The sequence below is a fragment of the Senegalimassilia sp. genome (assembly GCF_977052095.1).
Window position 1 is genome coordinate 1 of the sequence record NZ_CDRSTZ010000030.1, and the last position, 23,136, is coordinate 23,136.

Annotated in this window: 17 protein-coding genes; 13 read left to right on the forward strand and 4 right to left on the reverse strand. The window is 58.7% G+C overall.

All coding sequences use genetic code 11. The annotated features are described in order from the left end of the window. The first annotated feature begins 2,225 nt into the window (after positions 1 to 2,225). Both ACWI6D_RS06415 and ACWI6D_RS06420 read left to right on the forward strand, forming a co-directional pair. The gene (locus ACWI6D_RS06415) at positions 2,226 to 3,227 is read left to right on the forward strand and encodes a ParA family protein (RefSeq protein WP_302937215.1); all 1,002 of its coding nucleotides are present in this window, start codon (positions 2,226 to 2,228) and stop codon (positions 3,225 to 3,227) included. Beyond that, complete coding sequence (locus tag ACWI6D_RS06420; RefSeq protein WP_449134088.1) at positions 3,220 to 4,281, forward strand: ParB/RepB/Spo0J family partition protein; 1,062 nt, start codon at positions 3,220 to 3,222, stop codon at positions 4,279 to 4,281. The genes ACWI6D_RS06415 and ACWI6D_RS06420 overlap by 8 nt, the downstream gene beginning before the upstream one ends. Here the strand turns inward: ACWI6D_RS06420 and ACWI6D_RS06425 are convergent. After that, on the reverse strand, positions 4,270 to 5,856 hold the full coding sequence (locus tag ACWI6D_RS06425; protein ID WP_449134089.1) for a hypothetical protein: 1,587 nt from the start codon (positions 5,854 to 5,856) through the stop codon (positions 4,270 to 4,272). The two genes, ACWI6D_RS06420 and ACWI6D_RS06425, sit on opposite strands and share 12 nt — an antisense overlap. A gap of 616 nt (positions 5,857 to 6,472) precedes the next feature. Here ACWI6D_RS06425 and upp point away from each other — a divergent pair. The 3 genes from upp to ACWI6D_RS06440 all read left to right on the forward strand — a co-directional run bounded on the left by upp (position 6,473) and on the right by ACWI6D_RS06440 (position 9,451). Beyond that, complete coding sequence (gene upp, locus ACWI6D_RS06430; RefSeq protein WP_302937208.1) at positions 6,473 to 7,123, forward strand: uracil phosphoribosyltransferase; 651 nt, start codon at positions 6,473 to 6,475, stop codon at positions 7,121 to 7,123. 75 nt (positions 7,124 to 7,198) lie between these two features. Continuing rightward, positions 7,199 to 8,134: a gamma-glutamyl-gamma-aminobutyrate hydrolase family protein gene (locus ACWI6D_RS06435; RefSeq protein WP_449134090.1), complete on the forward strand. Its 936-nt coding sequence runs from the start codon at positions 7,199 to 7,201 to the stop codon at positions 8,132 to 8,134. Positions 8,135 to 8,197: 63 nt separating this feature from the next. Continuing rightward, positions 8,198 to 9,451 carry an MnmA/TRMU family protein gene (locus ACWI6D_RS06440; RefSeq protein WP_449134091.1) on the forward strand — a complete coding sequence of 418 codons (1,254 nt, stop codon included), beginning with the start codon at positions 8,198 to 8,200 and terminating at the stop codon, positions 9,449 to 9,451. 245 nt (positions 9,452 to 9,696) lie between these two features. Here the strand turns inward: ACWI6D_RS06440 and ACWI6D_RS06445 are convergent, their stop codons facing one another. Beyond that, positions 9,697 to 10,863 carry a 3-phosphoglycerate dehydrogenase family protein gene (locus ACWI6D_RS06445; protein WP_449134092.1) on the reverse strand — a complete coding sequence of 389 codons (1,167 nt, stop codon included), beginning with the start codon at positions 10,861 to 10,863 and terminating at the stop codon, positions 9,697 to 9,699. A 486-nt stretch (positions 10,864 to 11,349) separates the two neighbouring features. Here ACWI6D_RS06445 and ACWI6D_RS06450 point away from each other — a divergent pair, with 486 nt between their 5' ends. Further along, complete coding sequence (locus ACWI6D_RS06450; protein ID WP_449134093.1) at positions 11,350 to 12,150, forward strand: putative ABC transporter permease; 801 nt, start codon at positions 11,350 to 11,352, stop codon at positions 12,148 to 12,150. A gap of 181 nt (positions 12,151 to 12,331) precedes the next feature. On the opposite strand, the gene ACWI6D_RS06455 is transcribed toward ACWI6D_RS06450, so the two are convergent. Both ACWI6D_RS06455 and ACWI6D_RS06460 read right to left on the reverse strand, forming a co-directional pair. Beyond that, positions 12,332 to 12,973 (reverse strand): TetR/AcrR family transcriptional regulator, encoded by a 642-nt coding sequence (locus tag ACWI6D_RS06455; protein ID WP_302937198.1) that lies wholly within the window; start codon positions 12,971 to 12,973, stop codon positions 12,332 to 12,334. A 2-nt stretch (positions 12,974 to 12,975) separates the two neighbouring features. Further along, the gene (locus tag ACWI6D_RS06460) at positions 12,976 to 17,514 is read right to left on the reverse strand and encodes an acyl-CoA dehydratase activase (RefSeq protein ID WP_449134094.1); all 4,539 of its coding nucleotides are present in this window, start codon (positions 17,512 to 17,514) and stop codon (positions 12,976 to 12,978) included. Positions 17,515 to 17,751: 237 nt separating this feature from the next. Here ACWI6D_RS06460 and ACWI6D_RS06465 point away from each other — a divergent pair, with 237 nt between their 5' ends. From ACWI6D_RS06465 to ACWI6D_RS06495, 7 genes are all read left to right on the forward strand, one after another. Further along, positions 17,752 to 18,555: a YebC/PmpR family DNA-binding transcriptional regulator gene (locus ACWI6D_RS06465; protein ID WP_129425502.1), complete on the forward strand. Its 804-nt coding sequence runs from the start codon at positions 17,752 to 17,754 to the stop codon at positions 18,553 to 18,555. A gap of 235 nt (positions 18,556 to 18,790) precedes the next feature. Continuing rightward, the gene (gene ruvC / locus ACWI6D_RS06470; RefSeq protein WP_302937191.1) at positions 18,791 to 19,402 is read left to right on the forward strand and encodes a crossover junction endodeoxyribonuclease RuvC; all 612 of its coding nucleotides are present in this window, start codon (positions 18,791 to 18,793) and stop codon (positions 19,400 to 19,402) included. Beyond that, entirely contained in the window at positions 19,399 to 20,001 is a 603-nt protein-coding gene (ruvA, locus tag ACWI6D_RS06475) for a Holliday junction branch migration protein RuvA (RefSeq protein WP_449134095.1), read from the forward strand. The genes ruvC and ruvA overlap by 4 nt, the downstream gene beginning before the upstream one ends. Positions 20,002 to 20,069: 68 nt before the next feature. Further along, positions 20,070 to 21,122 (forward strand): Holliday junction branch migration DNA helicase RuvB, encoded by a 1,053-nt coding sequence (gene ruvB / locus ACWI6D_RS06480; protein WP_449134099.1) that lies wholly within the window; start codon positions 20,070 to 20,072, stop codon positions 21,120 to 21,122. A gap of 44 nt (positions 21,123 to 21,166) precedes the next feature. After that, the gene (locus ACWI6D_RS06485; protein WP_449134096.1) at positions 21,167 to 21,577 is read left to right on the forward strand and encodes a hypothetical protein; all 411 of its coding nucleotides are present in this window, start codon (positions 21,167 to 21,169) and stop codon (positions 21,575 to 21,577) included. Positions 21,578 to 21,606: 29 nt separating this feature from the next. After that, a complete protein-coding gene (locus ACWI6D_RS06490) occupies positions 21,607 to 22,593 on the forward strand; it encodes a C-terminal binding protein (protein WP_449134097.1) in 987 nt (328 codons plus the stop codon). Between the two features lie 110 nt (positions 22,594 to 22,703). Further along, positions 22,704 to 23,136: MerR family transcriptional regulator (locus ACWI6D_RS06495; RefSeq protein WP_449134098.1), on the forward strand; the 433-nt coding region annotated here is incomplete at its 3' end.

The following is a 23,136-nucleotide window of genomic DNA, read 5'->3' on the forward strand; positions in this document are numbered from 1 at the left end:
TTTAAAAGAAATTGTAAATCCGGGGCAGGCGGGCTCAAAGTAGGTAGGCCCTGCCTGCGCTGGCTTCACTGGCTATTGTGATCGTCTCTTGTCCAGTATCCGGTTCTCAAGGTTCCCGCCTGCGGGGCCTCCCCCGCGGCTTTCCCTTCGGAGCAGGCCCGCTTTCGCTTGCCGCCCCTCAAGGCGAGGATGTACTTTACGCCTCCTCCGCCGCCTTGGCAAGCCCCTATCTTCGAGATGCGGTGGTCTACACATTTTGCACACATTCTGATATTTTACAAACATCTGTTTGTGTTTCTTGAATTTCAAGTTCATCGCGTTCGATCTCTTAGATGCTCTTGTTTGATGCTTGGCTCATTCGCTCTTGTTCCTCATCCGTTGCTATCTGAGTTCTTTTGCATTCAACCTTGCACGTCTTTTCAGACGTCAGTGATTTCAATCCTTATACCTTCAGTGCTATTTTCTTTTGCAGCTTAGCTACTGCTACTTTTCTGCTCCTGCTTTTAATCTGCCTCCCCGTCTCCCACTCTTACCTTCTTTCACTGTTCGTTTTTGAGGTGCCTATAGTAATTAACGTTTCTGCTATGAACCGATTCTGCCGACTGCCCCAACGTCTGAGTACTTCTATATATAGATGTCTGCTTTCCCTGTCTACTACAGCAGAAGACTCGTTTTCTGAAATCTTTCTTGCTGCGCCCCAAATATCTAGGTGTTCATTATTTCGTCAGCTAATTTTGAAAGCACTACTTAATGCGCGGGTGATTAGAATTGCAATCTCCTTATGGCATCTGTCCTTGTCTGCATGCAATCTTTTACCCTCTGCATCTACTTGCAAATTTGATTTTGCTCTTGCCATATATCCGCTTCTATATTTCCACTCATGATTGCTTTTCTATTCGCGTAGTTACCTTATTACATGTAACTCGCCATACTTGCGCCTGCCGACACTGCTTTATTGCTACCCAATACTCGCTTCAAGCTTGTCCACACATGTCACCTGTTTCTGCTGAGCATTATTGTTTTTGAATCATTTCTTGTATTCATATATTTGTCATTCGGATTTTTCCCATATAGGCATTCTTGGTCTTTACGAAATTATCTTATGTAATCCTGCCGTATGGTGTCTTCTTAGTCATGCTGTGTCATATATTGTATTCCTGATTTGCTTTCATTTTGATGTTTGAATTTTCTTGATCTTATTTCTAAAGCAATATTTTGCAGTCTGTTTCTCTATCGTCTTTGCTGCTGTTTGCTTCGTGCTTCAAAATCCTTACTGTGCAGTCGCTGCACAGTAAGGATTTCCTGAATCCCCATATCACTTAGCCCTGCGACACAAACAGCAGCAATTAAACTAATCAACATGATGCAGTCACCAAACGATCGTGAACTTCCATTCAGATGTTACTGAATGGAAGAAGCCTGAATCGAGAGGCTTCGCATATCTATTCAGCAATCAATCTAATCCCATTCATCTAATCAAGTTCAAAGCGAATGAAACGCTGCTTGTAGCCGACAATCAATAGGACTTGCTCAACCAAGCCAAGGGAGTGATTTTATCAACGTGGGTTAGTGGGTTATTTCGTTGATAACTGGTAGTGCTTGCTCGAGTCTATTCAACACTTATAAACAAGCACTCATAGGGATTCGATTGAGCAACTACCACAACTTTACTTGTCCAAATGATGCATTAGTGAAACTCAAATACAGTTGCAACTACGGATTCGTGCAGCTGCAACAGTATCTCAAACAATCATACTAATCTAGACATGCATCCCGACAGATACATACCTATGGCAAAAGATAGAGCAGCAGTAAAAGGTGCTGGCTGCGCATCTATCTGAGGACATTGAAGTAGTAGATGTATGGATTCTGGCTGAGCTGCGCACCCAGTTTCTCCTTTCCAGAATGATTGCTGTGCAGCGACTGCACAGCAATCTTTCGGGAAAGGAGAAACTGGGTGCGACGAACTTAGGGTAGGCTCGGTAGGCTTATGGGGTTCAAAGAGATGAGACCTGTCGACATATAGTTACAGGGTGAAATGCCATACTGTTCTTAGGAGAGTTTTAACAAATAGTTTGTGAAGTGAGCCATTATTTGTTACATATTCATTGTTATTAAAGACACTGTTTGTTAAAATATCTACTGTGCAGTCGCTGCACAGTAGATAGAATTTACACGTACGTTTGTTCGTGTGCACCCCCTTTCCATATAAGACAGGAGCCTTGATGGCCGGAAGAACCAAAGCACGTGGCGGAGAGAAGCAGCAGCAGTCTCTTTCGCTAGGACGCGAAACCGTTGAAGAACTAGAAAAGGAAGCAGAACGTCGAGGCCTCAACAAGTCTCAACTTGCCGACTTGCTGCTGAACGGTCAGCTTACTCAATCGGCGGATAAACCGACGATCATTTCGATTATGAGTTACAAAGGCGGCGTGGCTAAAACCACTACCAGCACATGTCTTGCCGTGTGTCTTTCGGAACTGGGATATAAAGTACTGGTTATCGATATGGACGGTCAGGGCAACGTGAGCCAAAGCCTTCGCGTGTATGATCCGCGCTCTGAAGAGGCCTGCATTGCCGATGTGCTGTATCAGACCTCCCCAAGCTCACCGCGCCTGACGCTGCGCGAGGTAATGAGGACAACCGAGTACGAGAACGTGTACTGCGTGCCTTCGAACTTCCGATTCGCAGATGCGGATACGCGCTTGAAGGCAGAAATTGCTGGCGGCGTGGACACCCGACTTCGCTATGCGATTGAAGATCTTATCAGCGAAACCGCAAAAGCAGGCGAACGTAAGTTCGATTATATCATCATCGACTGCGGTCCTCGCTTGGACATGACTACGACGAATGCGATTGTGGCACTTGAGGCAGGCAATAACGCTTCGCACATCATCATCCCGATTAAGGTCGACGGCTTCGCCATTGCCGGCCTGTCGCAGACGATCGATACCATCAACCGCACAGCAAAGGAGCGCCGTCGCCTTCCGCAGCATTGGAAGATCTTGCAAACGATGATCGAACGCAATACTTCCGCGTATAAATATGGTTGCCAGATGCTGAAAGAAGCAATTCCGAATGCTGAATACTTCAACACGAAAATCGAGAAGAGCACCGTGGTACCCGAAGCAAGCTTGGCAATGGAACCGCTCATTACGTACGACCCCAACAGCAAACCAGCCATTTCGTATCGACTGCTGGCTCAAGAAATCGAGGCCATGAATGCCTAGGAAGAAACTGCAAGCTGCCATGAAAAGCGGCGGGGGAGCCGTGGCAAACGTGATTCCTCGACACGAAAAGCTAACCGATGAGCAAATGCGCTTGGCCGCGTTCGAAGCTCGCGATAATCAGGAAACGTCTATCACCGATAAGATGGCGAACGACAACCGTCGCAATACGCTGCTGGCGGAAATGGGCTTTGACTGGTTCGACATCAATAGCCTGACGCCGAATCCTAACAACAGCTACACCATCACCGATGAAGACGTGAAAAACCTTGCGGGCCTGATTTGGAACAGCAAGGAAATAGAACCGCTGATTCTTCGCGAAACCGAAGACGGCATTCAGATCATTGATGGCGAGCGTCGCTGGAGAGCCTGTAAACTGCTGGCAGAGAAGTACGGCGATGCATGGCGAATGGTGCCCGGACGCTGTCATAAAATGGGAGCGATTTCCGACGAGCAGGCCAACTTCATCATGCATTCCAGTAACATAGGCCAGCGCAACATAAAGCCGTCGGAACGCGCCCAAGGCTTCAAAGTACTGGCTGACAAGCTGGTCGAATGGCGTAAAGAGGACCCGGCGCTGAAAGGCGTGAATACTAAGACGTACCTAGCGGAGCACTTCGGAGTATCGGAAAGAACCGCACAGGTGCTGCTGAACATCGCAAGGAACCTCTCGAAAGAAGGAAACGACCTTCTTGACGCGGGGAGCATCACGCAAACGCAAGCAGAAGCGCTGTCAAAACTGCCAAGTGTAAAGCAAGATGCCGTAGTAAACGCAATGAGAGAAGAGAACCTTACGCCGGACGAAATTACCACGCTTATCGAAGCGACTAAAAAGGCTGAAACGGAAACGGAACCTCAACCGGTAAGCGAGATTACGCGAACGATCAAAGCCGAGCCGCAAAACAAGGAGCCAAAGCCGGCAAAAGACATCAACGGATATCTGAAAAGCGCGAGAAACGCATTGCGCAAGGCAGAAAGCGCTGAAGGCGAAGCAGACTTTAAGCTTATCGGCGAAATAAAGGCTTCCATCAGAAACATCGAGAAGTCACTGGAGTAAGCGAAAATAGTAAAGGCAATAAAACCGCCAACGCTTACGATAAAGAAGAGCATGCCAAGACAAAGCCCTCTGGAAACTGACAAAAATCAGTGGAAAGAGGGCTTTTGTCAGTTTGAAATACCTGGCAACAGCAGGATAACCAGAGGTTAAACCGACGGAATCCCTAAGCTTCAGGGCGAGGGAGACGAATGGCAAAGCGGAGCACTTCAAAGACTCGTATGACAAAAAATTGCAAAGTATAGCGTGTTTCTTGTTGTAGCGATTCATCGAAATGATGTTATATGATCTTGTACGTTTTCTTGTTACGGTTTGCCCTGCAGCCTTGAGGACGGAAGCAACGGTTCGAGGGGAGCAACCTACAGAATTTGCAATTTGGGCATGGGTGTATCCTTCCTGCCTGAGAGACAGAATCATGTGATTACGTGTTTGTTTGCGTTGTGCAGTGAGTTGCTTTTGCTCCTTTCGTTCGAGGGAACGCTTCGATTCGAAGAAGTTGAGGTCAACGAGTTCTTGAGGAGTAAGGGCAAGAAGCTCAGTTAAACGTTGAGCCCCAATGAGGTAGTAGCCTTTTTCGCCTCGAACGTTGATGACTTCGTCAACGGAAGCGATAACGCCTGCAAGTTCTTTTTGATCCAGCGGCTTGATGAACTGGTTATTGAAAGTCTTGAGACGAGTTTTCGCTTCGTCGCGCATATAGATTTGCACCGCCGTGTTGTAGAACACGAACGACATGAGCTCGCGCGTGCCCTCGCAGTCGTAGTTGCGGTATTTCTGCAATTCGATGAGTTTGCCGAGCCGGCTCATGAGCATCGGCTGGAAACGCATGATGCTTGCAGGACGCGCAAATGAGGCGCGCAAGGACTGGGTTTTCATTTGAGTATTCGACTGGGCGAAACGGTACAGACTCGAGAGGCTGTAGAACACGTCTGCGTGTTGTACGAGCGAGGCGAACTGGCCGGCTTTTGCGTTGAACGTACCGGGGATGCGCGAAACGCGCGAAACATCGAATGTTGCGCGATCTACTTCGAGTCCCTCAACAGGGGAAACGATGCGTTCGAGCGTATCGGCCAGGCCGGATTGCACGAGTTCGAACAGGTGAACGGCCTTCTGGTTGATAGAGCCGCTTTCGAATCGGTACGGCACAGAGCGCTCAAGCACGAAGAAGAGCTGCACGCCACGGCCGGAATTGATGGTCATGGTTGGCTGGGGAAGCAGGTGCGCTTCGACAGCTTGTTGCAGCACGTTGAGCGCATGGTGCACCGCTACTTGCGTGCGTGCAGCATCCTGGTTATGGCAATCGAGGTCGAAGAACAACGCGTTCAGCTGTCTGACCTGGTGAGATTTGCGGCAGCGCGAAGTGAACCCGTTGTGGGTCATGTAGTAGCTTGCCCGTGGGTTGAAGCCCAAAGCGGGAAGCGAATCTTTTTTCACAGCGGTATCGGTCCAGGTTCCGTTGGCGCAAGACGACACGACGTAATAGCTGTTGCGGTCGTCATGGGTGATGAGCCGGTAAAAGGTTTCCCACTCGGATTCCTGAATCGACGATGCCGCTGCGCTCGATTGCTGTCGAGACATGCTGCACCCTAAACAGAGGCGGAAAGCCCCTGCTCCTCGTCGAAGTTATTTGGTTTTCGACAATGAAAAAAAGAGTGCAAAAACAAGAACGCCTTGTGAGCGCCTGTTCAAAGTGATAAAATATCAACTGTGAGTGAGTGGTCGATACATGATCACTTAGGCAGCCCCCAGTTGGCGCTGGGGGCTTCTTTTTTTCTTTTGTCTGTTCGCGGCTTGGGCATGTTGGCACATGCTTGTGCCGCTTGTAACGCGTTCAGTCTATAACAAAAAACAGTGAAGTGTCCACTGGTTTTTGTTAGAAATATGGGGACGGCAGCGCGGCTACTGCGAGACATTGCGAATAGAGCGCAGCGGCGAGAAGGTTGAGTCGCGCTTAAAACTGCTTCTTTACCAGGTAAAACGTCAATAATTGTTTTGTGTTGGAATGTCGCGTTGCTGAGGTAGCGGACGGCATTTGGAGATTTGGGAAATGTGTTGCCGCTGGCAGGCTAAAGAGGGTTGACCGCCCAGCTGCCAAGGGGAATGGCGTATTATGGTGAGTTACGGAATATGGCGGGCGAAGTGGAGGTTGCTATATGGTTCGTCCGCTGCGGCAAGGCCCGAGAGGAGTCTTTTCATGGATGATTTGCGATTGACCGATGAGCGCTTGTGCGTGCTCGATCACCCGCTTGTTGAGCATAAGCTTTCGATTATGCGCGACGAAAACACCACGCCCTCGCAGTTTCGCCAGATGGTGTACGAGATTTCGATGATTGAGGTGTTCGAGGCGACGCGCGATTTGCCGACGGAGCCGGTTGAGGTGAAGACGCCGCTGCAGACCATGACGGGCAAGCATGTTCCGAGCAACCTGCTTGCGGTGGTGCCGATTCTTCGCGCGGGCATGGGCATGCTTGACGGCGTGCTTTCCGTGATTCCCTCGGCGGCGGTTGGCGTGCTGGGCATGGAGCGCAACGAGGAGACGCATCAGCCGCGCGAGTATTACGCGAAGATGCCGAAGGGCATCGAGAACCGCTCGGTGTTTTTGATCGACCCGATGCTGGCAACGGGCGGCAGCGCGTTGGCGGCCATTCACTACCTGCGCAAACAGGGCGTGAAGGATATTCGCCTGCTTGTGCTGGTGGCGGCGCCCGAGGGTGTTCGCGCGGTGCTTGCCGACGACCCGGAGGTTCGCATTTGGACGTGCGCGCTTGACGAGGGCCTGAACGACCAGGCGTACATTTTGCCGGGTCTTGGCGACGCGGGCGACCGCATTTTCGGAACGGTGTAATAAAGGTGCGCGGCTGTTTTCGCTGGAGAACGGCCGCGTTTGATTTGAAGCGAGCGGAAAAGGCGAAGGGGCGTGATGAGCGTGTTTGGTGCGCATCGTCCGATCAGCATAGAGGATATTGCCACGAAGGCGATGGGCGAAACGCGGCCTGTGATCGGGATTGTTCCGACGTACGACCCGAACGAGGGCGTGCTTCGCATGAACAACCACTATGCGCAGGCGGTTGTTGCGGCCGGCGGCGCCCCTTTGATCATCCCGTTCACCAGCGACGTGAGCGTGTACGAATCGCTGCTGCCGCGCATCGACGGGTTCGTGCTGTCGGGCGGGCAGGACATCAGCCCCGTTCGCTATGGTGGGGACATTACGTACGGCAAGCTGTCGGAGTTGACACCGGAGCGCGAAGAGGTGGAGTACCTGCTGCTGAGCTATGCGTACCAGTTCGACTTCCCGCTTCTGGGCATTTGCCGTGGCATGCAGATGATTAACGTGTTCTTTGGGGGCACGCTGTACCTTGACCTGGAGGAACAGTTCGACGGCGTGAGCGCGCTTGATGATGCTCCGGATGCGAGCGAGGGCGTGCAGACGCCGGCGGGCGGGCGCGTGAACCACTGGCAGACGGTGGAGTATGGGCACCCGACGCACACGGTGTCGATTATGCGGTCGAGCAAGCTGGGCGAGATTCTGGGTGTGGACCATGCGTCGGTGAACTCTATGCACCATCAGGGTGTTCGCGCGCTGCCTTCCAATTTGTCGGCTGCGGCATATGGGCCCGATGGGCTTGTGGAGGGCGTCGAAGCGCGCGATTGCCGGTTTTTGATGGGCGTGCAGTGGCACCCCGAGTATTTTGTCGAGGACGGTGGGCATATGGCGCCGCTGTTCCGCGCGCTGATCAACGAGGCGAAGAACGTGCGCTGCCGCGAGGGGCGCTGCCACGATTGCCTGCGCATCGACCGCGAAGAGTGCGATGCGAACGCGATTTGGCCGGTGGTGAAGTTCGCCGATTATATTTAGGGTTGGTGCCCAATAGGGCCCGCTGCTTAGCGGATTGCCGAGGGCATGAAGGAGAAATCCCTGATGGAAAGCAAGAAACGTGAGCGCGTGCTCGTTGCGATGAGCGGCGGGGTGGATAGCTCTGTGGCTGCGCTGCTGCTGCGCGATGCGGGCTTTGACGCCTGCGGCGTGACGATGAAGCTGTTCGACAACGAGGTTGCCGGCGCCGGCGGCGCGTGCGTGGTGGGCGAGAGCACGTGCTGCAGCCAAAGCGACGTTGAGGATGCGCGGCAGGTGGCCTTTGACCTGGGGCTGGAGCACTTCACGTTCAATTTCACGGGCACGTTCGGTCGCGAGGTGATCGACCGGTTTTGCGATGCGTATCTGGGTGGACGGACGCCGAACCCGTGCATCGACTGCAACCGGTATCTGAAGTTTGCGGCGCTGCAGCAACGGCGTGCGCAGCTGGGGTACGACTATGTTGCGACGGGTCATTATGCGCGCCGGGCGTATAACGAGGCAACGGGGCGCTACGAGTTGCGGCGCGGGCTGGATGCGGCGAAAGACCAGAGCTACGTGCTGTACCACCTGACGCAAGACGATTTGGCGCACATGCTGTTTCCGCTGGGTGAATTGACGAAGCCGCAGGTCAGAGAGCTGGCGGAGCGGCATGCGTTCGGGAATGCACATAAGGCGGAAAGCCAGGACATCTGTTTTGTGCCTGATGGGGATTACGCGTCGTTTATTGCGCGGTATTTGGGTGTCGAGGGTGCTGCGGCGGATGCGCAGGGCGATTCGGGCCGCGAAGGGGCGGAGTTGCGCGGCGGCGCGGATGTTTGCTGCGGGCGTGGCGCTGACGTTGATGCTGCGGCGGACGGTGCGGCGCGGGCCGGGGATTCTTGCGTGCCGGAAGCGTTTTTGCCGGGCGACATTGTTGATGCGAGCGGCAAGGTGCTGGGGCGGCATCGCGGGCTGATCCATTACACGATTGGGCAGCGCAAGGGCATTGGGGTTGCCGCGCCCGAGCCGCTGTATGTGATTGCGAAGGATGCGGCGGCAAACGCGCTGGTCGTGGGGCCGCGCAGCGAGCTTGGCGTGCACGAGGTGTTTGCGCGGGACGTGAACTTGATTTCCGTTGCCACATTGGATGAGCCGATGCGGGTGACGGCGAAAACGCACTATCGCCAGAAGGCGCAGCCGGGGCAGGCCGTGGTTGAGGACGGCGTACTGAAGGTGCGGTTCGACGAGCCGGTTGCGCGGCCTGCGGCGGGGCAGTCGCTTGTGCTATATGACGGTGACGTTGTGGTTGGCGGCGGAACGATCGAAGGCGCGCGATAGGTCTCCTCGCCAGGTGCCGGTTGTGGGCAGGTTTGGACGGGCGTGAAATTGATTTGCTTGGCTCCTTGCGTTTCCGACCTGCTGTTTTGCATCGAGGCGGTTGAACGGTGGAGCGAAAACCGCTCACAACCGATGGGGTGGTGGCAGAATCGTGGAGGAAAAACGCCGTAACCGCCCACAACGAAAGGAGGGGCGCGGTTTGTTGAGAACCGCGCCCCTCCCTTTCTTTGCTGTGGGTTGATTTGCTATTTTACGATGCGGACGCGGTGGACGCCTTCGATGGCGGCGAGCTTTGCGGTGAGCTCGCCGGTTGCGGGGGCGTTCAGGTCGAGCATGGTGTAGGCGGCGTTGCCGCGGGCCTTGTTCGTGAGGTTGTCGATGTTGGCGCCGACCTCGCCGAACACGCCGGTGATTTGGCTGAGCATGTCGGGGACGTTCGCGTGCAGAACTGCAACGCGGCCACCTTCGGCGGGCGCGGGGCCCATGTCGCAAGCGGGGTAGTTCACCGAGTTCTTGATGTTGCCGTTTTCCAGGTAGTCCTTGATTTGGCGGGCGGCCATGATGGCGCAGTTGTCCTCGGCTTCGGCGGTGCTGGCGCCGAGGTGCGGCAGGACGAGCGTGTTGGTCATGGCCATGACCTCGGGCGTTGCGAAGTCGGTGACGTACGTTGCCACGCGGCCGGCGGCAAGCGCCTCGGTCATGGCAGCGTTGTCGATGAGCGTGTCGCGGCTGAAGTTCAGCACGGCGCAGCCGGGTTTGGCGACCTCGAGCCCGTGCGCGCCGATCATGCCGCGCGTGGAATCCATGGCCGGCACGTGGATGGTGACGTAGTCGCTGCGGTGCAGCACGTCGTCGAGGTTCGTGACGTGCTCGACGGCCGGGGACAGGCGCCACGCCGCCTCGGCGGAAACGTAGGGGTCGTAGCCGAGGACGTTCATGCCCAGGTCAATGGCGGCGTTGGCCACCAGTGCGCCGATGGCGCCCAAGCCGATGACGCCGAGTGTTTTGCCGAAGACCTCGTGGCCGGCGAACGCCTTCTTCGCTTTTTCGGCATCTTTGCCGATGGTGGGAGAATCGGCGTGGTCGCGGCACCAGGCGGCGCCGTCGATGATGCCGCGGCTTGCCAGCAGCATGCCGCACAGCACCAGCTCCTTCACGGCGTTTGCGTTGGCGCCGGGCGTGTTGAACACGACGATGCCGGCTTCGGCGCAGGCGTCGAGCGGGATGTTGTTCACGCCCGCGCCGGCGCGCGCGATGGCGAGCAGGTCTTCGGGCAGCTGCATGTCGTGCATGGCGGCGCTGCGCACGAGGATGCCCTGCGCGCGGGAGATGTCGTCGGTGAGTTCGTAATCGGCGCCGAGCAGATCGGTTCCCTTGGCGGAGATGTTGTTCAGGCAATGGATGTAGTGCACGATACCCCCTTCGGTATTCGAGCGGCTGGCCGCGTGCGGCGGGTTGCCGAGCAGGGCCGAAGGGTTGCGGCGCTGGGCGGTTCCGGCGGCAAGCTGCGCTTAGCTACTAAGTCAATGGATATGGTGGACTTTACTGCTAGTGCGCGTCAACGGTTGTGCGGTGGCCGGGCGATTTGCGGCGAGTTCGGTAGCAATTGAGAGATCTTTGCGACGAGCCGCGAATGAAGCTGACCGGTTTGTACTGGCTAAGACGCGAGGATTGGCTTGATGGTGTGGGCGGGGTTGCGCGGTGCTTGATGCGTTCGCCGAAGAGTTGGAGCCGCAGGTGGGACAGCTGGCGAAGGCGCGGGGTGAATGGGGCTGCGCGTATTGCGCGAGGCGGGCTGCCGAGATGGCAGGTTGTTGACTAAAGGTTGCTTCGGGCGCTTGTTCGTTCCCTGTGTGCAATAATGGGCACCTGGGGAGGAAATAATGGGAAAGCACGTCATGTTTCATAGAAAAGATTTTGGAACGGCCGAAGAGGTCCGCGCGCTTGCGTCGGGTGCTTCCGCGGGTGATGCGGTTTGCGCCATAAGCGAAGATGCCGAGGTTTCCTGCGATGCGCGGGCTTCGGTGCGCGAAGCGACGGCTCCTGAGGTCATCAAGCTTGACCTGTACCACCTGGTGTGGATTTTCACCGTGTGCTGCGTGGTGGGGCTGATCGGCGAAACCGTTGTGAGCTATTTCGTCGATGGACGCTGGGAAGATCGCGCGGGCTTTCTGTGGGGGCCGTTCAGCCCCATTTACGGCGTCGGCGGCGTTTTGATGACCGTGACGCTGTCGCGCTTGTCCGAGGCGCGCGGCGGTGTGCTGTTCGGTGTGGCCGCCCTGGTGGGCGCGGGGTTCGAATGGTTCGCTGGATGGTTTTGGGAGAACGCGTTCGGCATTGTGGCCTGGGATTACTCGAGCCAACCGTTCAATTTGGGCGGGCACACGTGCCTGGGAATGGCCCTGGTGTGGGGCGCAGCGGGCGTGGCCTGGATGAAGCTTGCGCTGCCGGTGCTGCAGCGTGCGGCGGACGTGGTGCCGGTTTCGTGGCGCGGCGTTTTCGCTTGGGGGCTGCTGGCGTTTTTCCTGGTTGACGCGGCTATGACGTTTTTGGCGTTCGACTGTTGGATGAACCGGCTGGCAGGGGTGGAGCCTGCTGGGCCGATGCAGCTGTTCTTCGCTGACCATTATGGCAACGCCGTGATGGAAGGCAGATTCCAGACGATGTCGATGTATCCGGTTTTGGCGAATTTCCGCTGATTGTTCCTGATGGGTGTCGAAAGCGCGACCTGGGCGACGAGCCCGGGTCGCGCTTTTTGCTTTGCGGAGATTTGGGAGTTGCGATGAGGGGGCGGGGCTGATGCCGCCAAGGTAATGGGGCGCAGGTCCCCTTTGTCCTTGGCGGCATCAGCCCCGCCCCTGCGTGTGCCCTGCAGTTGGGTTAGCGCTTCGCGTTGAGACGGGAGACGCGGCGGGTGGCGTGGATCCTTTCGAGGATGATGTTGCGTGGGACGCCTTGCGCGTTGCCGATCTGCTCGAGCAGAAACGCGGAGTTGCGCGCAAGAAAGCCGTTGAGCGCGTCGGGCGAGGTTTGCGCGGACGCGCGCATGGTCTCGTTGGCGATAAGGCCGATGATGCCGCTGGTGGTGTACTCGATGATGAACAGCGTTTCGGGCTTGAGGCTCTCGCCTTCGGCGCACAGGATGGCGGTCCACGTTTGGCGCACAAGGCGCTTGATCTGCATTGACAGCACGTCGAGGCCGCCGCGGTCGATGAGCAGGCTGAGGCGCTGCATGCGCTGCTGGATCAGTTCGATTGCCGTGATGGAGCCGGGCGCGCCGGCGATGAGGTCGAAAATGCCCGGCAGCAGCGCTTGGGAGTTGAATTCGACTTCAATGGCGCGCGCGGTCAGGTCGTCGATGTCGCGGAAATGGTAGTAGAACGTGCCGCGGTTGAGCTCGGCGCTTTTCGTGATGGCGCTGATGGTGATGTCGGTGAGCCGGTGGTCTTCAAGGCAAGCCCAGAAGGCATCGATGAGCTTTGCGTTGGCGGAGGCGTGCTCGCTTTTCCGTGGTCTTGCCATGGCTACTCCTTGCTGTTTTCGCTGGTAGATGCATCGGACTGTGGGTTGTTGGCGTTTGATTCGCCGCCGACTTCGCCTTCTGCCGCCTGCGCTTTGGCGTTCATGATGAGCATTTGCAGGCGGTTTTCGATGTTGGCGAAGCTGACGTCGGGGTCGTAATCGAGCGGCAGGATGTTCGCGTCGGGATAGCGCGCCTTCAGCTGCTTGACGATGCCGCGGCCGACGACGTGGTTCGGCAGGCATCCGAACGGCTGCAAGATGACGAACGACCGGCAGCCGCGAGCGGCGTGGTGCAGGATTTCGCCGGGGATGAGCACGCCTTCGCCGGCGTCGAACGTGTGGTGAATGATGGGGTCGGACGCTTTCACGAGCTCGGGCATGCGGCAGGCGGGTTCGTAGAGCGGGTGGGCCTGGGCGATGCGGTCACACACGTCGTGCGTGCTTTCGAACAGTTGGTTGGCGATGCGGTTGAACGCCTTGGTGGAGGGCGGCTGCGAAACGTGGAACTCGCGCGCCTGGGCGTCCTGGTAGAAGTACGTTTTGCGAATGACGTCGGTCATGCGCGCTTCGATGACTTCCAGGCCGTTCGCTTCGAGGTACGCCTCGATGTTGCGGTTGGCGCCGGGGTGGAAGTTCAGCAGGTATTCGCCGACGATGAGCACCTGCGGGCGCGGGTGCGAGCGGTCGTAGCGCACGCGCGACATGATGTCGATGGCCTGCTTGAAGCCACCGACGGCGCCGTGCACGCCACTTTCGCGCATGCCGGTCACAACCAGGTTGATGGCCTGGTCAAACGTGGCGTCGGCGCTGCCGGGTTCAAGTTCGTACGGGCGCATCTTGCGCAGCAGTTCTTCAAGCGCGTCGATCATGGGCAGGCCGAACGCGATGCGCACGGCGCTGCCAAGCGACATTTTGAAGCCGGGGTGCATGTTATGCGCGTCTTTGTCGTCGTTCGTGATGATGGGGACGTAGCTGTACCCGGCGTCGTCGAGCGCCTTGCGCAGTAGCGCCGCGTAGTGCGTCAGGCGACAGTCGCCGATGTACTTGCCCGTGCCGATGGCGACGGTGTGCGGGTCCCACTGCCCGCTGTCAAGCGCGGCGAGCGCTTCGCCGATGGTCATTTGCGCCGGGAAGCAGATGTCGTTGTGGACATAGCGTTTTCCCAGCTCGATGGCGTGTTCGCGGCCAAGGTCGAGCGAGACGGCCTGCACGCCCTGGCGTGCGAACGCCGCGGACATGAGCAGAGAGAACGCGTGCGAGGTGTTCGGCACAAGGATGGTTTTGATGCGGCGGTCGGCTTTCTCGTACTTGACGGGGTAGGGGTCGGGCAGCGGGTGGGGCTGCGGCGTGCGGCATTCGCCGTTGGCGCACCCGCGCGCGTTTTCGGCTGCTTCGCGCGCGCGGCGCTCGTCGATGGTTTCGATGAACGAGCGGACGCGAATGCGCAGCGGGCCGGCGACGTCGGACTCGTCGAGCTTCAAGATGAGCGGGGATGCGCCCGAGCGCTCGCGCATGAGGCGGCAGATTTCGTCGGAGAGGTAGGCATCGTGGCCGCAGCCGAAGCTGACAAGCTGCACGTATTCAAGCGCCGGGTTGTCGGCAGCGATGACGGCGGAGCCGAGCATGCGCTGGTGGAAGTTGTTCACCACGTCGAGGCGGCTGTTCGACAGGTCGACGTCGCCGACGCCCGGCACGGCGTCGGGCGGCAGCACGGCATGGCCGAGCTGCGCAAGCATTTTCGGCAGGTTGTGGTTGACAAGCGGGTCGTTGTGGTACGGGCGGCTGGCCAGCACGATGGCGTAGCTGCCTGCTGCGCGCGCGGACTCGATGGCACGGACGCCGGCTTCGGTGAGCAGCGACTTGAACGCGTGTTGCGCCCTGTCGGCTTGCTCGATGGCCTTATGCGCTTGATCTGCGGGAATGTCGAACGTGTTCGCCAGATACTCCGTGAGCTGGCGGTTGCGGTCCCGCGTTGCGAACCAGTGGAACAGCGGCGTGTCAAACGGGATGCCCCAACGCGCCTCGGGATCGTCCGAGCTTTTCACCACCATGGGGTAGCCTTTGACGACGGCGCACATGGAGATGGACGTGCTGGCCGCGTTTTCGCTGGGAACCGTGGTGATGATGGGCATGAAGATGCGATCGACGCCGGCGCGCGCAAGGTCGAGGATGTGCCCGTGGACAAGCTTCGCCGGAAAGCAGATGGTGTCGGACGTGACGTGCGGCAGGCCTTCTTCGAACATGGCGCGCGTGGAGGGGCGGCTGACATGGACGGTGAAGCCGAGCGCGCGCAGCAGCGTGCTCCAAAACGGCATGGTGTCCCAAAACGCCAGCACGCGGGGGATGCCGATGGTGATGTGGCGGTCGGGCGCGACCTGCTCGATGGGCCAATCCTGGAACAGGAGCTTCTGGCGCGCCTCGAAGAGGTTCTCGCCTTCGCCGGTTTTGCTGCCTGCCTGCTTGAGCGCTGCGCGCACGTCGGGGCTGTTGGGCGCGCCGACGATTTCGCCGCGCGGGCAGCGGTTGTTCGTGACGAACGTGGAGCCGTCGGGGAACGTGATGACCGTGCGGTTGCAGTGGTTGGCGCAAAACGGGCACGTGACGTTTGCCTGCTGGCGGTACGTGAAGCCGTCGAGCGCGTCAAGTCCGATAAACGTGCTGGTGGCGGGCGTGTTTTCGGGTGCGCTGGCGTTTGCGGCGTTCGCGTTCGCCCCCGCCTTCGCCATGTGCTGCTGGGTGAGCAGCGCGACGCCGATGGCGCCCATGAGGCCGGGGTAGGGCGCGCGCGAGACGGGGCGGCCGAGGTGCTGGATGAGCGCGCACAGCACCGCGTCGTTGCGGAACGTGCCGCCTTGCACGACGATGCGGTTGCCGAGGCTTGCCAGATTGGGCACGCGCACGACCTTCGTGAACACGTTGGCGATGATCGAGCGGCACAGGCCGGCCGTGATGTCGGCGGGCGTGCGGCCGTTTTTCTGCTCGCTGACGATGCTGGAGTTCATGAACACCGTGCAGCGACTGCCGAGCACGGCGGGTTGGCGGCTTGAGAATGCCTCTTCGGCGATGCGCGATGTGGGGATGTCAAGCGCCCGCGCGAAGTTTTCCAGGAACGAACCGCAGCCGCTTGAGCACGCTTCGTTCACGACGATGTTGCTGATGACGCCGTTGTCAAGCCAGATGGCCTTCATGTCCTGGCCGCCGATGTCGAGGATGAACGTGGCATCGGGGATGAAGCGGGTTGCGGCGTGGGCGTGCGCGACCGTTTCGACGGTGTGGAAATCGGCGTGCAGGGCGCGCGCGAGCAGCAGCTCGCCGTAGCCGGTGGTGCCGACGCCGGCGATGTCGAACGTGATGCCGGCGGCGGCGTAGCTGTTTCGCAGGTCGACGAGCGCGCGGCGGGCCACTTCGAGCGGGTCGCCTTCGTTGTTGGCGTAGAAGTTGTCGATGAGCGTGCCGTCGTCGGCGACAAGCGCAAGCTTCGTGGTGGTGCTGCCCGAATCGATGCCGAGCCACGCGCGCAGCACGCCGTTGCGCGTGTGGGAGCGCGCGGCGGCGCTGTGCGGCCCGTGGGATTCGGCGGGCAGCTGGTAGCGCTGCTCGAACTGCCGGCGCGCTTCTTCGCTTTCGAAAAACGGCTGGCCAGGGGCGTGGTCGGTGTCGGCGCTGGTGAAGTTTGCAAGGCGCTTTGCGGCGGCTAGCGGGTTGATGTCGGCGGGCGTGTCGGCGAAGATGCCGGACAGCGCAAGCGCCGCGCCGCGCGCCACCATGGTTTCGGGGTGGTCGGGCACGATGGCCTGGTCGGCGGTAAGGTCGAGGCGTTCGGTGAACACGTTGATGAGCGTAGGGTTGAACGTGAGCGGGCCGCCCTCGAAAATGACGGGCGCTTGAACGTCGATACCTTGCGCAAGGCCGCCGAGCGTTTGTTTGGCGATGGCGTGGAATGCCGATAAGGCCAGGTCATCGCGGGAGGCGCCCTGGTTGAGCAGCGGCTGGATGTCTGTTTTCGCGTATACGCCGCAGCGCCCGGAGATGTCGTAGACGGTGCGTCCGCGCGCGGCGGCTTCGTTGAAACGCTCGATGGGCAGGTTGAGCACCGAGGCAATTTCGTCGATGAACGCGCCCGTGCCTCCGGCGCAACTGCCGTTCATGCGCATGTCGGCGACGTCGAGCGCGCCGGTGGCTTCGTTGACGCGGAAGAAGATCATCTTCGCGTCTTGACCGCCGAGCTCGATGGCGCAGCGGGTGCGCGGATAGAGCTCCTGGATGGCGCAGGCGTTTGCGACGACTTCCTGCAAAAACGGCACGTCAAGTGCGCGGGCCAGGGGCGCCGCGCCCGACCCGGTAAGCGCAAGGCGCACGCTGGCCTGCGGAAACGTGTTCGCGATAAGCGTAAGCGCGGCGCGAACGCTTTCGGCTTGGCGCGCGCCGTGACGTTGGTAGGACGTGTGCAAAAGCGCATGGGTGCGCGCATCGAGCGCGCAGATTTTCGTGGTGGTCGAGCCGACGTCGATGCCGACGTTGATGGCTGAGACGCTGTTCATAGCTTCACCTCAGGTAGTGCTTGTGGGCCGCTTCTAGGCGGCATAGTTGTCCTTTCTAGTATATCCAACACAATGTTGGGATTAAATCGACAAGATAATGAATTATGTATGGTCGAAGGCTGTTTTCGCTTTTGCCGTTTGCAGACGCTATGAAGGGGGTGGGCGGGACGGTGAGGGCTGTTGACAAGGGTGCTAGAATAATCAGCTGGTATTTGCTGTAATTTGAAGGGACGTGTTATGTCAGGGCATTCTAAGTGGGCAACCACGAAACATCGCAAGGCTGCGCAGGACGCTAAGCGCTCCGCTTTGTTCTCCAAGCTGTCGCGCAACATCACCGTTGCGGCCAAGGAGGGTGGCGACCCGAACCCCGACAACAACGCGTCGCTGGCCGCCGCTATCGAAAAGGCCAAGGGCTACTCGCTGCCGAAGGACAAGATCAAGACCGCTATCGACAAGGCGTTTGGTTCCGGCAAGGATGCCGCGAACTACGAGACCGTCGTGTACGAAGGCTACGGCCCGTGCGGCGTTGCCATCTACTGCGAGGCGCTGACCGACAACCGCAACCGCACCGCTGCCGACGTGCGCGCGGCGTTCACTCACGCGGGTGGCAACCTGGGCACCTCCGGCTCCGTGTCCTACATGTTCGAGCGCAAGGGCCAGATCATGGTCCCGAAAGAGGTTGAGACGGGCGACAAGAAGCACCCCATGGGCCCGAACGGCGCCGCTGCGGACGAGGAAGAGTTCGAGATGGCCGTCATCGAGGCCGGTGGCGACGACTACGAGGACGCCGACGAGGAGTGGATCGTCTACACGCAGCCGTCTGACCTGATGGCCGTGAAGAAGGCCCTCGAGGAGCAGGGCGTGCAGGTCAAGGGCGCTGAGATGACCATGGAGGCCACCACGCCTGCTACGGTTACCGCCAACGACGCGAAGAAGGTCATGCGCCTGGTCGACCGTCTGGAGGAGCTTGAGGACCTGCAGAACGTGTACCACACCATGGACATCACCGAGGAAATCGCCGCGGCTCTGGAAGAAGAGTAAGCGCGCAGGAAACCTTGCGAATGAAAGCGCCTCTCGCGTTGCGAGGGGCGCTTTTTTGTGGGCGGAGTGCTTTTGGCGGCGCGGCGGGCGTGGCTTGGGGCTTTTGCGAGAGCGCAAAAATGCAGCGGACGCTTTTGCGGAAGTGCAAAACCGGCAAGTTGAAAGTTGTTGGCGGAAACCGAACATTCGTGTGGTAATATCGTTCGAACAGATGTTTGATGTGTAAGGACGGTTGATGGGAGCGGCGAATCGTACCATATTGGGAATCGACCCTGGGTTGGCGAACACGGGTTGGGGCATTGTCCAGCAGAACGGGTCGCGCTTGGAGTGCGTGGCGTATGGCTGCGTGTCCACGCCGGCAAGCGGCGAGCTGTCCCAAAGGCTGGCGAAGATTCACGAGCAAATTGATGCGGTAATAACGCGGTTCCAGCCAAGTTGTCTGGGTATCGAAACCGTGTGGTTCGGGCAGAACATCACGGCGGCGTTCGCCACGGGGCAGGCCCGCGGGGCGGCCTTGGTGGCGTGCGCGCAGCACGGGCTTTCCGTTGGCGAGTTCACACCGCGGCAAATCAAGATGGCCGTGGTGGGAACGGGCACGGCGGACAAAGCGCAGGTGCAGTATATGGTGAAGAAGCTGCTGAATTTGCAGGTGGAGCCAAAGCCCGATCACGCGTCAGATGCGCTGGCGGCGGCCATTTGCTATACCACACATGAAGGGTTCGGCGGCGTTGGCGGGGCCGATGCGCTGGCAAAGTTGGAGGCGCGCGGGCGCGTGATGGCGGGTGCCGGCACCGGCGGTGCGTCGAGGGCTGCTGCTCGCAAGATTCTGGAAGAAGGTGCGCGATGATAGCGTTTTTGAAAGGCGTGCTAGCTGGGAAAACGGCAAGCTGCGCATATGTTGATGTGCAGGGTGTCGGGTATGCTGTGGGCATGTCGCAGGGCGCGTTGGCGAAGCTGCCCGCCGTGGGGCAGCCGGTGCAGGTGCATACGTATATGCAGGTTTCCGATAACGGCATTGCGCTGTACGGCTTTTTGACGCTAGAGGAAAAAGCGCTGTTCGAGCGATTGATTGGCGTGGGCGGCGTAGGGCCGAAGGTTGCGCTGGCGGCGCTTTCGTCGTTTACGCCCGAAGGCTTGGTGGCCGCGGTGCAGGCGCAGGACGTTGCCGCCGTGCAGAAAATTCCCGGCGTGGGCAAGAAGACGGCATCGCGCATCATCTTGGAGCTGAAGGGCTCGTTTGACCAGGGGCTGGCTAGCCTGTTTGATGCTTCTGGTGCGCCGGCTTCGGCTGTTGCCGTGGCGGCAGAGCGCTTGAAGGGTGCGCGCGAAGCCTTACTGGCGCTTGGATTCGCCTCCGTAGAAGCAGATGTTGCGTTGAAGGGTGCCCCTGAGGACGTCGATGAAAACGCGCTGATAAAATACGCGTTGAAACGTTTGGGCAAATAGCAGCAAGTGGTAGATAGAGGAAATCGACGGAGCGCGCGATAGTGGCTGATGGAGTGAAAATCGAAGGTATGGTGTTCGAGGCGGGCATCGGTGCGTCTGCGCCCATAACGCCGGATCCTTCCCAGCGGGCGGTAACACCTGACTTGACCGAAGACGACTTGGCGCTTGACCGCAGCCTGCGGCCGAAGCGCTTGGGGGATTATCTTGGGCAGACGAAAATCAAGGAATCGCTGGCCATCCTCATCCAAGCGGCGCAAGAACGCGGCGACGTTGCCGATCACATCTTGTTCTCGGGCCCTCCCGGTTTGGGCAAAACAACGCTGGCAACGGTTGTGGCAAACGAGTTGGGCGCGAATATCAAGACAACTAGCGGGCCGGCTATTGAGCGCACGGGCGATCTTGCCGCCATTTTGACGAATCTCGAAGAGGGCGACGTGCTGTTTATCGACGAGATTCATCGACTGAACCGCATGGTTGAAGAGGTGCTCTATCCGGCGCTCGAGGATTTCGCGCTTGATATCGTGGTGGGCAAAGGCCCCGCTGCGCGCTCTATTCGCCTGGACCTGCCGCGCTTCACGCTTATCGGCGCAACGACGCGCACGGGCTTGTTAACAGGGCCGCTGCGTGACCGATTCGGTATTGCTTTCAGGTTGCAGTATTACACGCCAGAAGAGCTGGCTGCCATTGTCCAGCGTTCGGCTTCGATTTTGGATGTACCCATCTCCTATGATGGCGCCTTAGAGATTGCGCGCCGCAGTCGCGGCACGCCGCGTTTGGCGAACCGCATGCTTAAGCGTGTGCGCGATTGGGCGCAGGTTCGCGGCAACGGGGTAATCGACGAAGACGTTTCGGCTCAGGCGCTGAGTTTCTTCGAGGTTGACCCGCTTGGCTTGGACGCTGTGGACAATCGCATTCTTGAGTTGCTATGCGTGCAGTTCGGCGGCAGGCCCGTGGGCCTGACTACGTTGGCGTCGGCGTTAGCGGAGGATCCGGATACGCTAGAGGATGTGTACGAGCCGTATCTGATGCAGCAAGGCTTGCTTATTCGCACACCGAAGGGGCGTCAGGCGACAGAGCATGCGTACGAGCATTTGGGAATTTTGCACACCCCGAACGCTTAGGCGTGCGCTGCGGTGGAATTGCTGTTGGTCGGGAAGGATAGGGCGTGTTCGAGCAAGATTATCTGATGAAGCTGCTGCTAGCGTTTTACCAAGCCATGTTTAAAAGCATTCGCCGTGTGATGGATGAAGATGAGGATCCCAAAGAGGCGGCAGACACCCTTGACGAGGTAGTGGGTAACGCTATCGGCATGGACGGGAAAAGCCTGCTGTCGCTGGCGCCCGAGTCGATAACGGGCGTTTTGCAGATATCGGGGACCGACCCTCGTGTCACGGAGTTCGTGGCTCGCAGCTTGCTGCTGTCGTCTCAGTATCTGACGCAAGCCGGGCAAACGGCGCTTGCCTCGCTGCGCGCGGAGCAGGCTCGTGCGATTGCGCAGGCGTATGGGCTCGAGCTGCCTGACGACCCCACCGATTTGTCTGACTTGAAGGAAATGGCCGAGCAGGCAAACGCGTAGCGGCAGACGCACACGATAGGAGTTTCGCGATGGCGAAAATCGTTGCAGTTGATACGGACTTTGAGGACAACAACCTGGAAGCTGCCATGGCGCAAGAGGCCGGCGTCGACTTCGAAGCCACGCGCGGTCGCACGGCGGAGGCGGTAATCCGCAGCTTACAGGAAACGGGGGCGCAAGGCGCAGTGACGTCGTACGCCTTATTCCCGCGAGAGGTGTTCGAGGCGTGTCCGAACCTGAAGGTGGTCAGTCGCACGGGCGTTGGCTACGACGAGATTGATGTTGAGGCGGCAACGGAACACGGTGTTGCTGTGTGCAACGTGCCTGGATACGGAACGGAAGTGGTGTCCGACCACGCAATCACATTGGCTTTGTCGGTGCTGCGTCGTATCAACGAGCTTGACGCCGACATGCGCCGCGGCGTGTGGGATTATGCGCGCACTCGTCCGTTAGGACAGTGCCGCGGCCGCGTGTTCGGCGTCGTAGGCATGGGGGAAATCGGCAGAGCGGCAGCCAAGAAGGCTGCTGGTCTTGGCTTTGAGGCGGTGTGCTGGTCGCGTAGCTTGAAGCCTGGACGGTGTACCCCCGAAGGTTATCCCGTGCTGCGCCTGGAAGAGCTGTTGCAGACGGCGGACGTGGTGAGCCTGCATACGGCGCTTACTCCCGAGACCCATCACCTGATCAACGCCGAACGTCTCGCCCTCATGAAACCGGATGCCGTGTTGGTGAATACCGCTCGCGGCGCCGTGGTGGATACCGTGGCATTGGCCCAGGCGCTTTGCGAGGATAAGTTGTGGGGCGCAGGCTTGGACGTGTTCGAACAGGAACAGCCCTTCGACTTCGATCATCCCATCATGAAGGCGCCGCACACCGTGCTTTCGGCGCACGCGGCGTATTGGTCGGAGGAATCCGGTCGCGAACTGCGTGAGCGCGCGATGCAAGCGGCTATCGACGCTGTGCAGGGCCGGATTCCGGTTGATTGCTTGAACCCCTGCGTGTTTGATTCATCTGAGAAGTAGTGCTTGACGATGACGTAGCGTCATCCGCTATAGTGACTATTTTTTCGGCAGAGTAGATGTCGGTTCGTGGGGTGAAGCAAGATATGGGAGAACAAGGTAGCCAAGACTTGATGACGGTTGGGGAATTGGCTTCGCGCGTCGGCGTGACGGTTCGAACCATCCAGTACTACGATCAACGCGGGCTGCTGCATCCCACATGCAAAGGGGAGCAAAATCTTCGCCTGTATTCCTCGTCTGACGTCGACCGTCTCAATCGCATAATCACGCTGAAATACCTGGGGCTTTCGCTTTCCCAGATTCAGGAGGGCGAAGGGAGCGACCCCGACGGTGAGTTGACTAGCGCTTTGGCGGAACGCGAAGCGGAGCTCGAGCGTGAAAGCGCGCGGATTCTTCGGGATATGAATGCGTTGCAGAGCTTGCGCGCGCATCTTGCTGTGGCCGATCATGTGGATTGGAGCGAATCGGCATCCGCCGTTGGTAGCGTGCGGGATCGTGAGGACATGCTGTGGTCTGCCATCACCGGCGAATCGCTTGAGGGTTGCC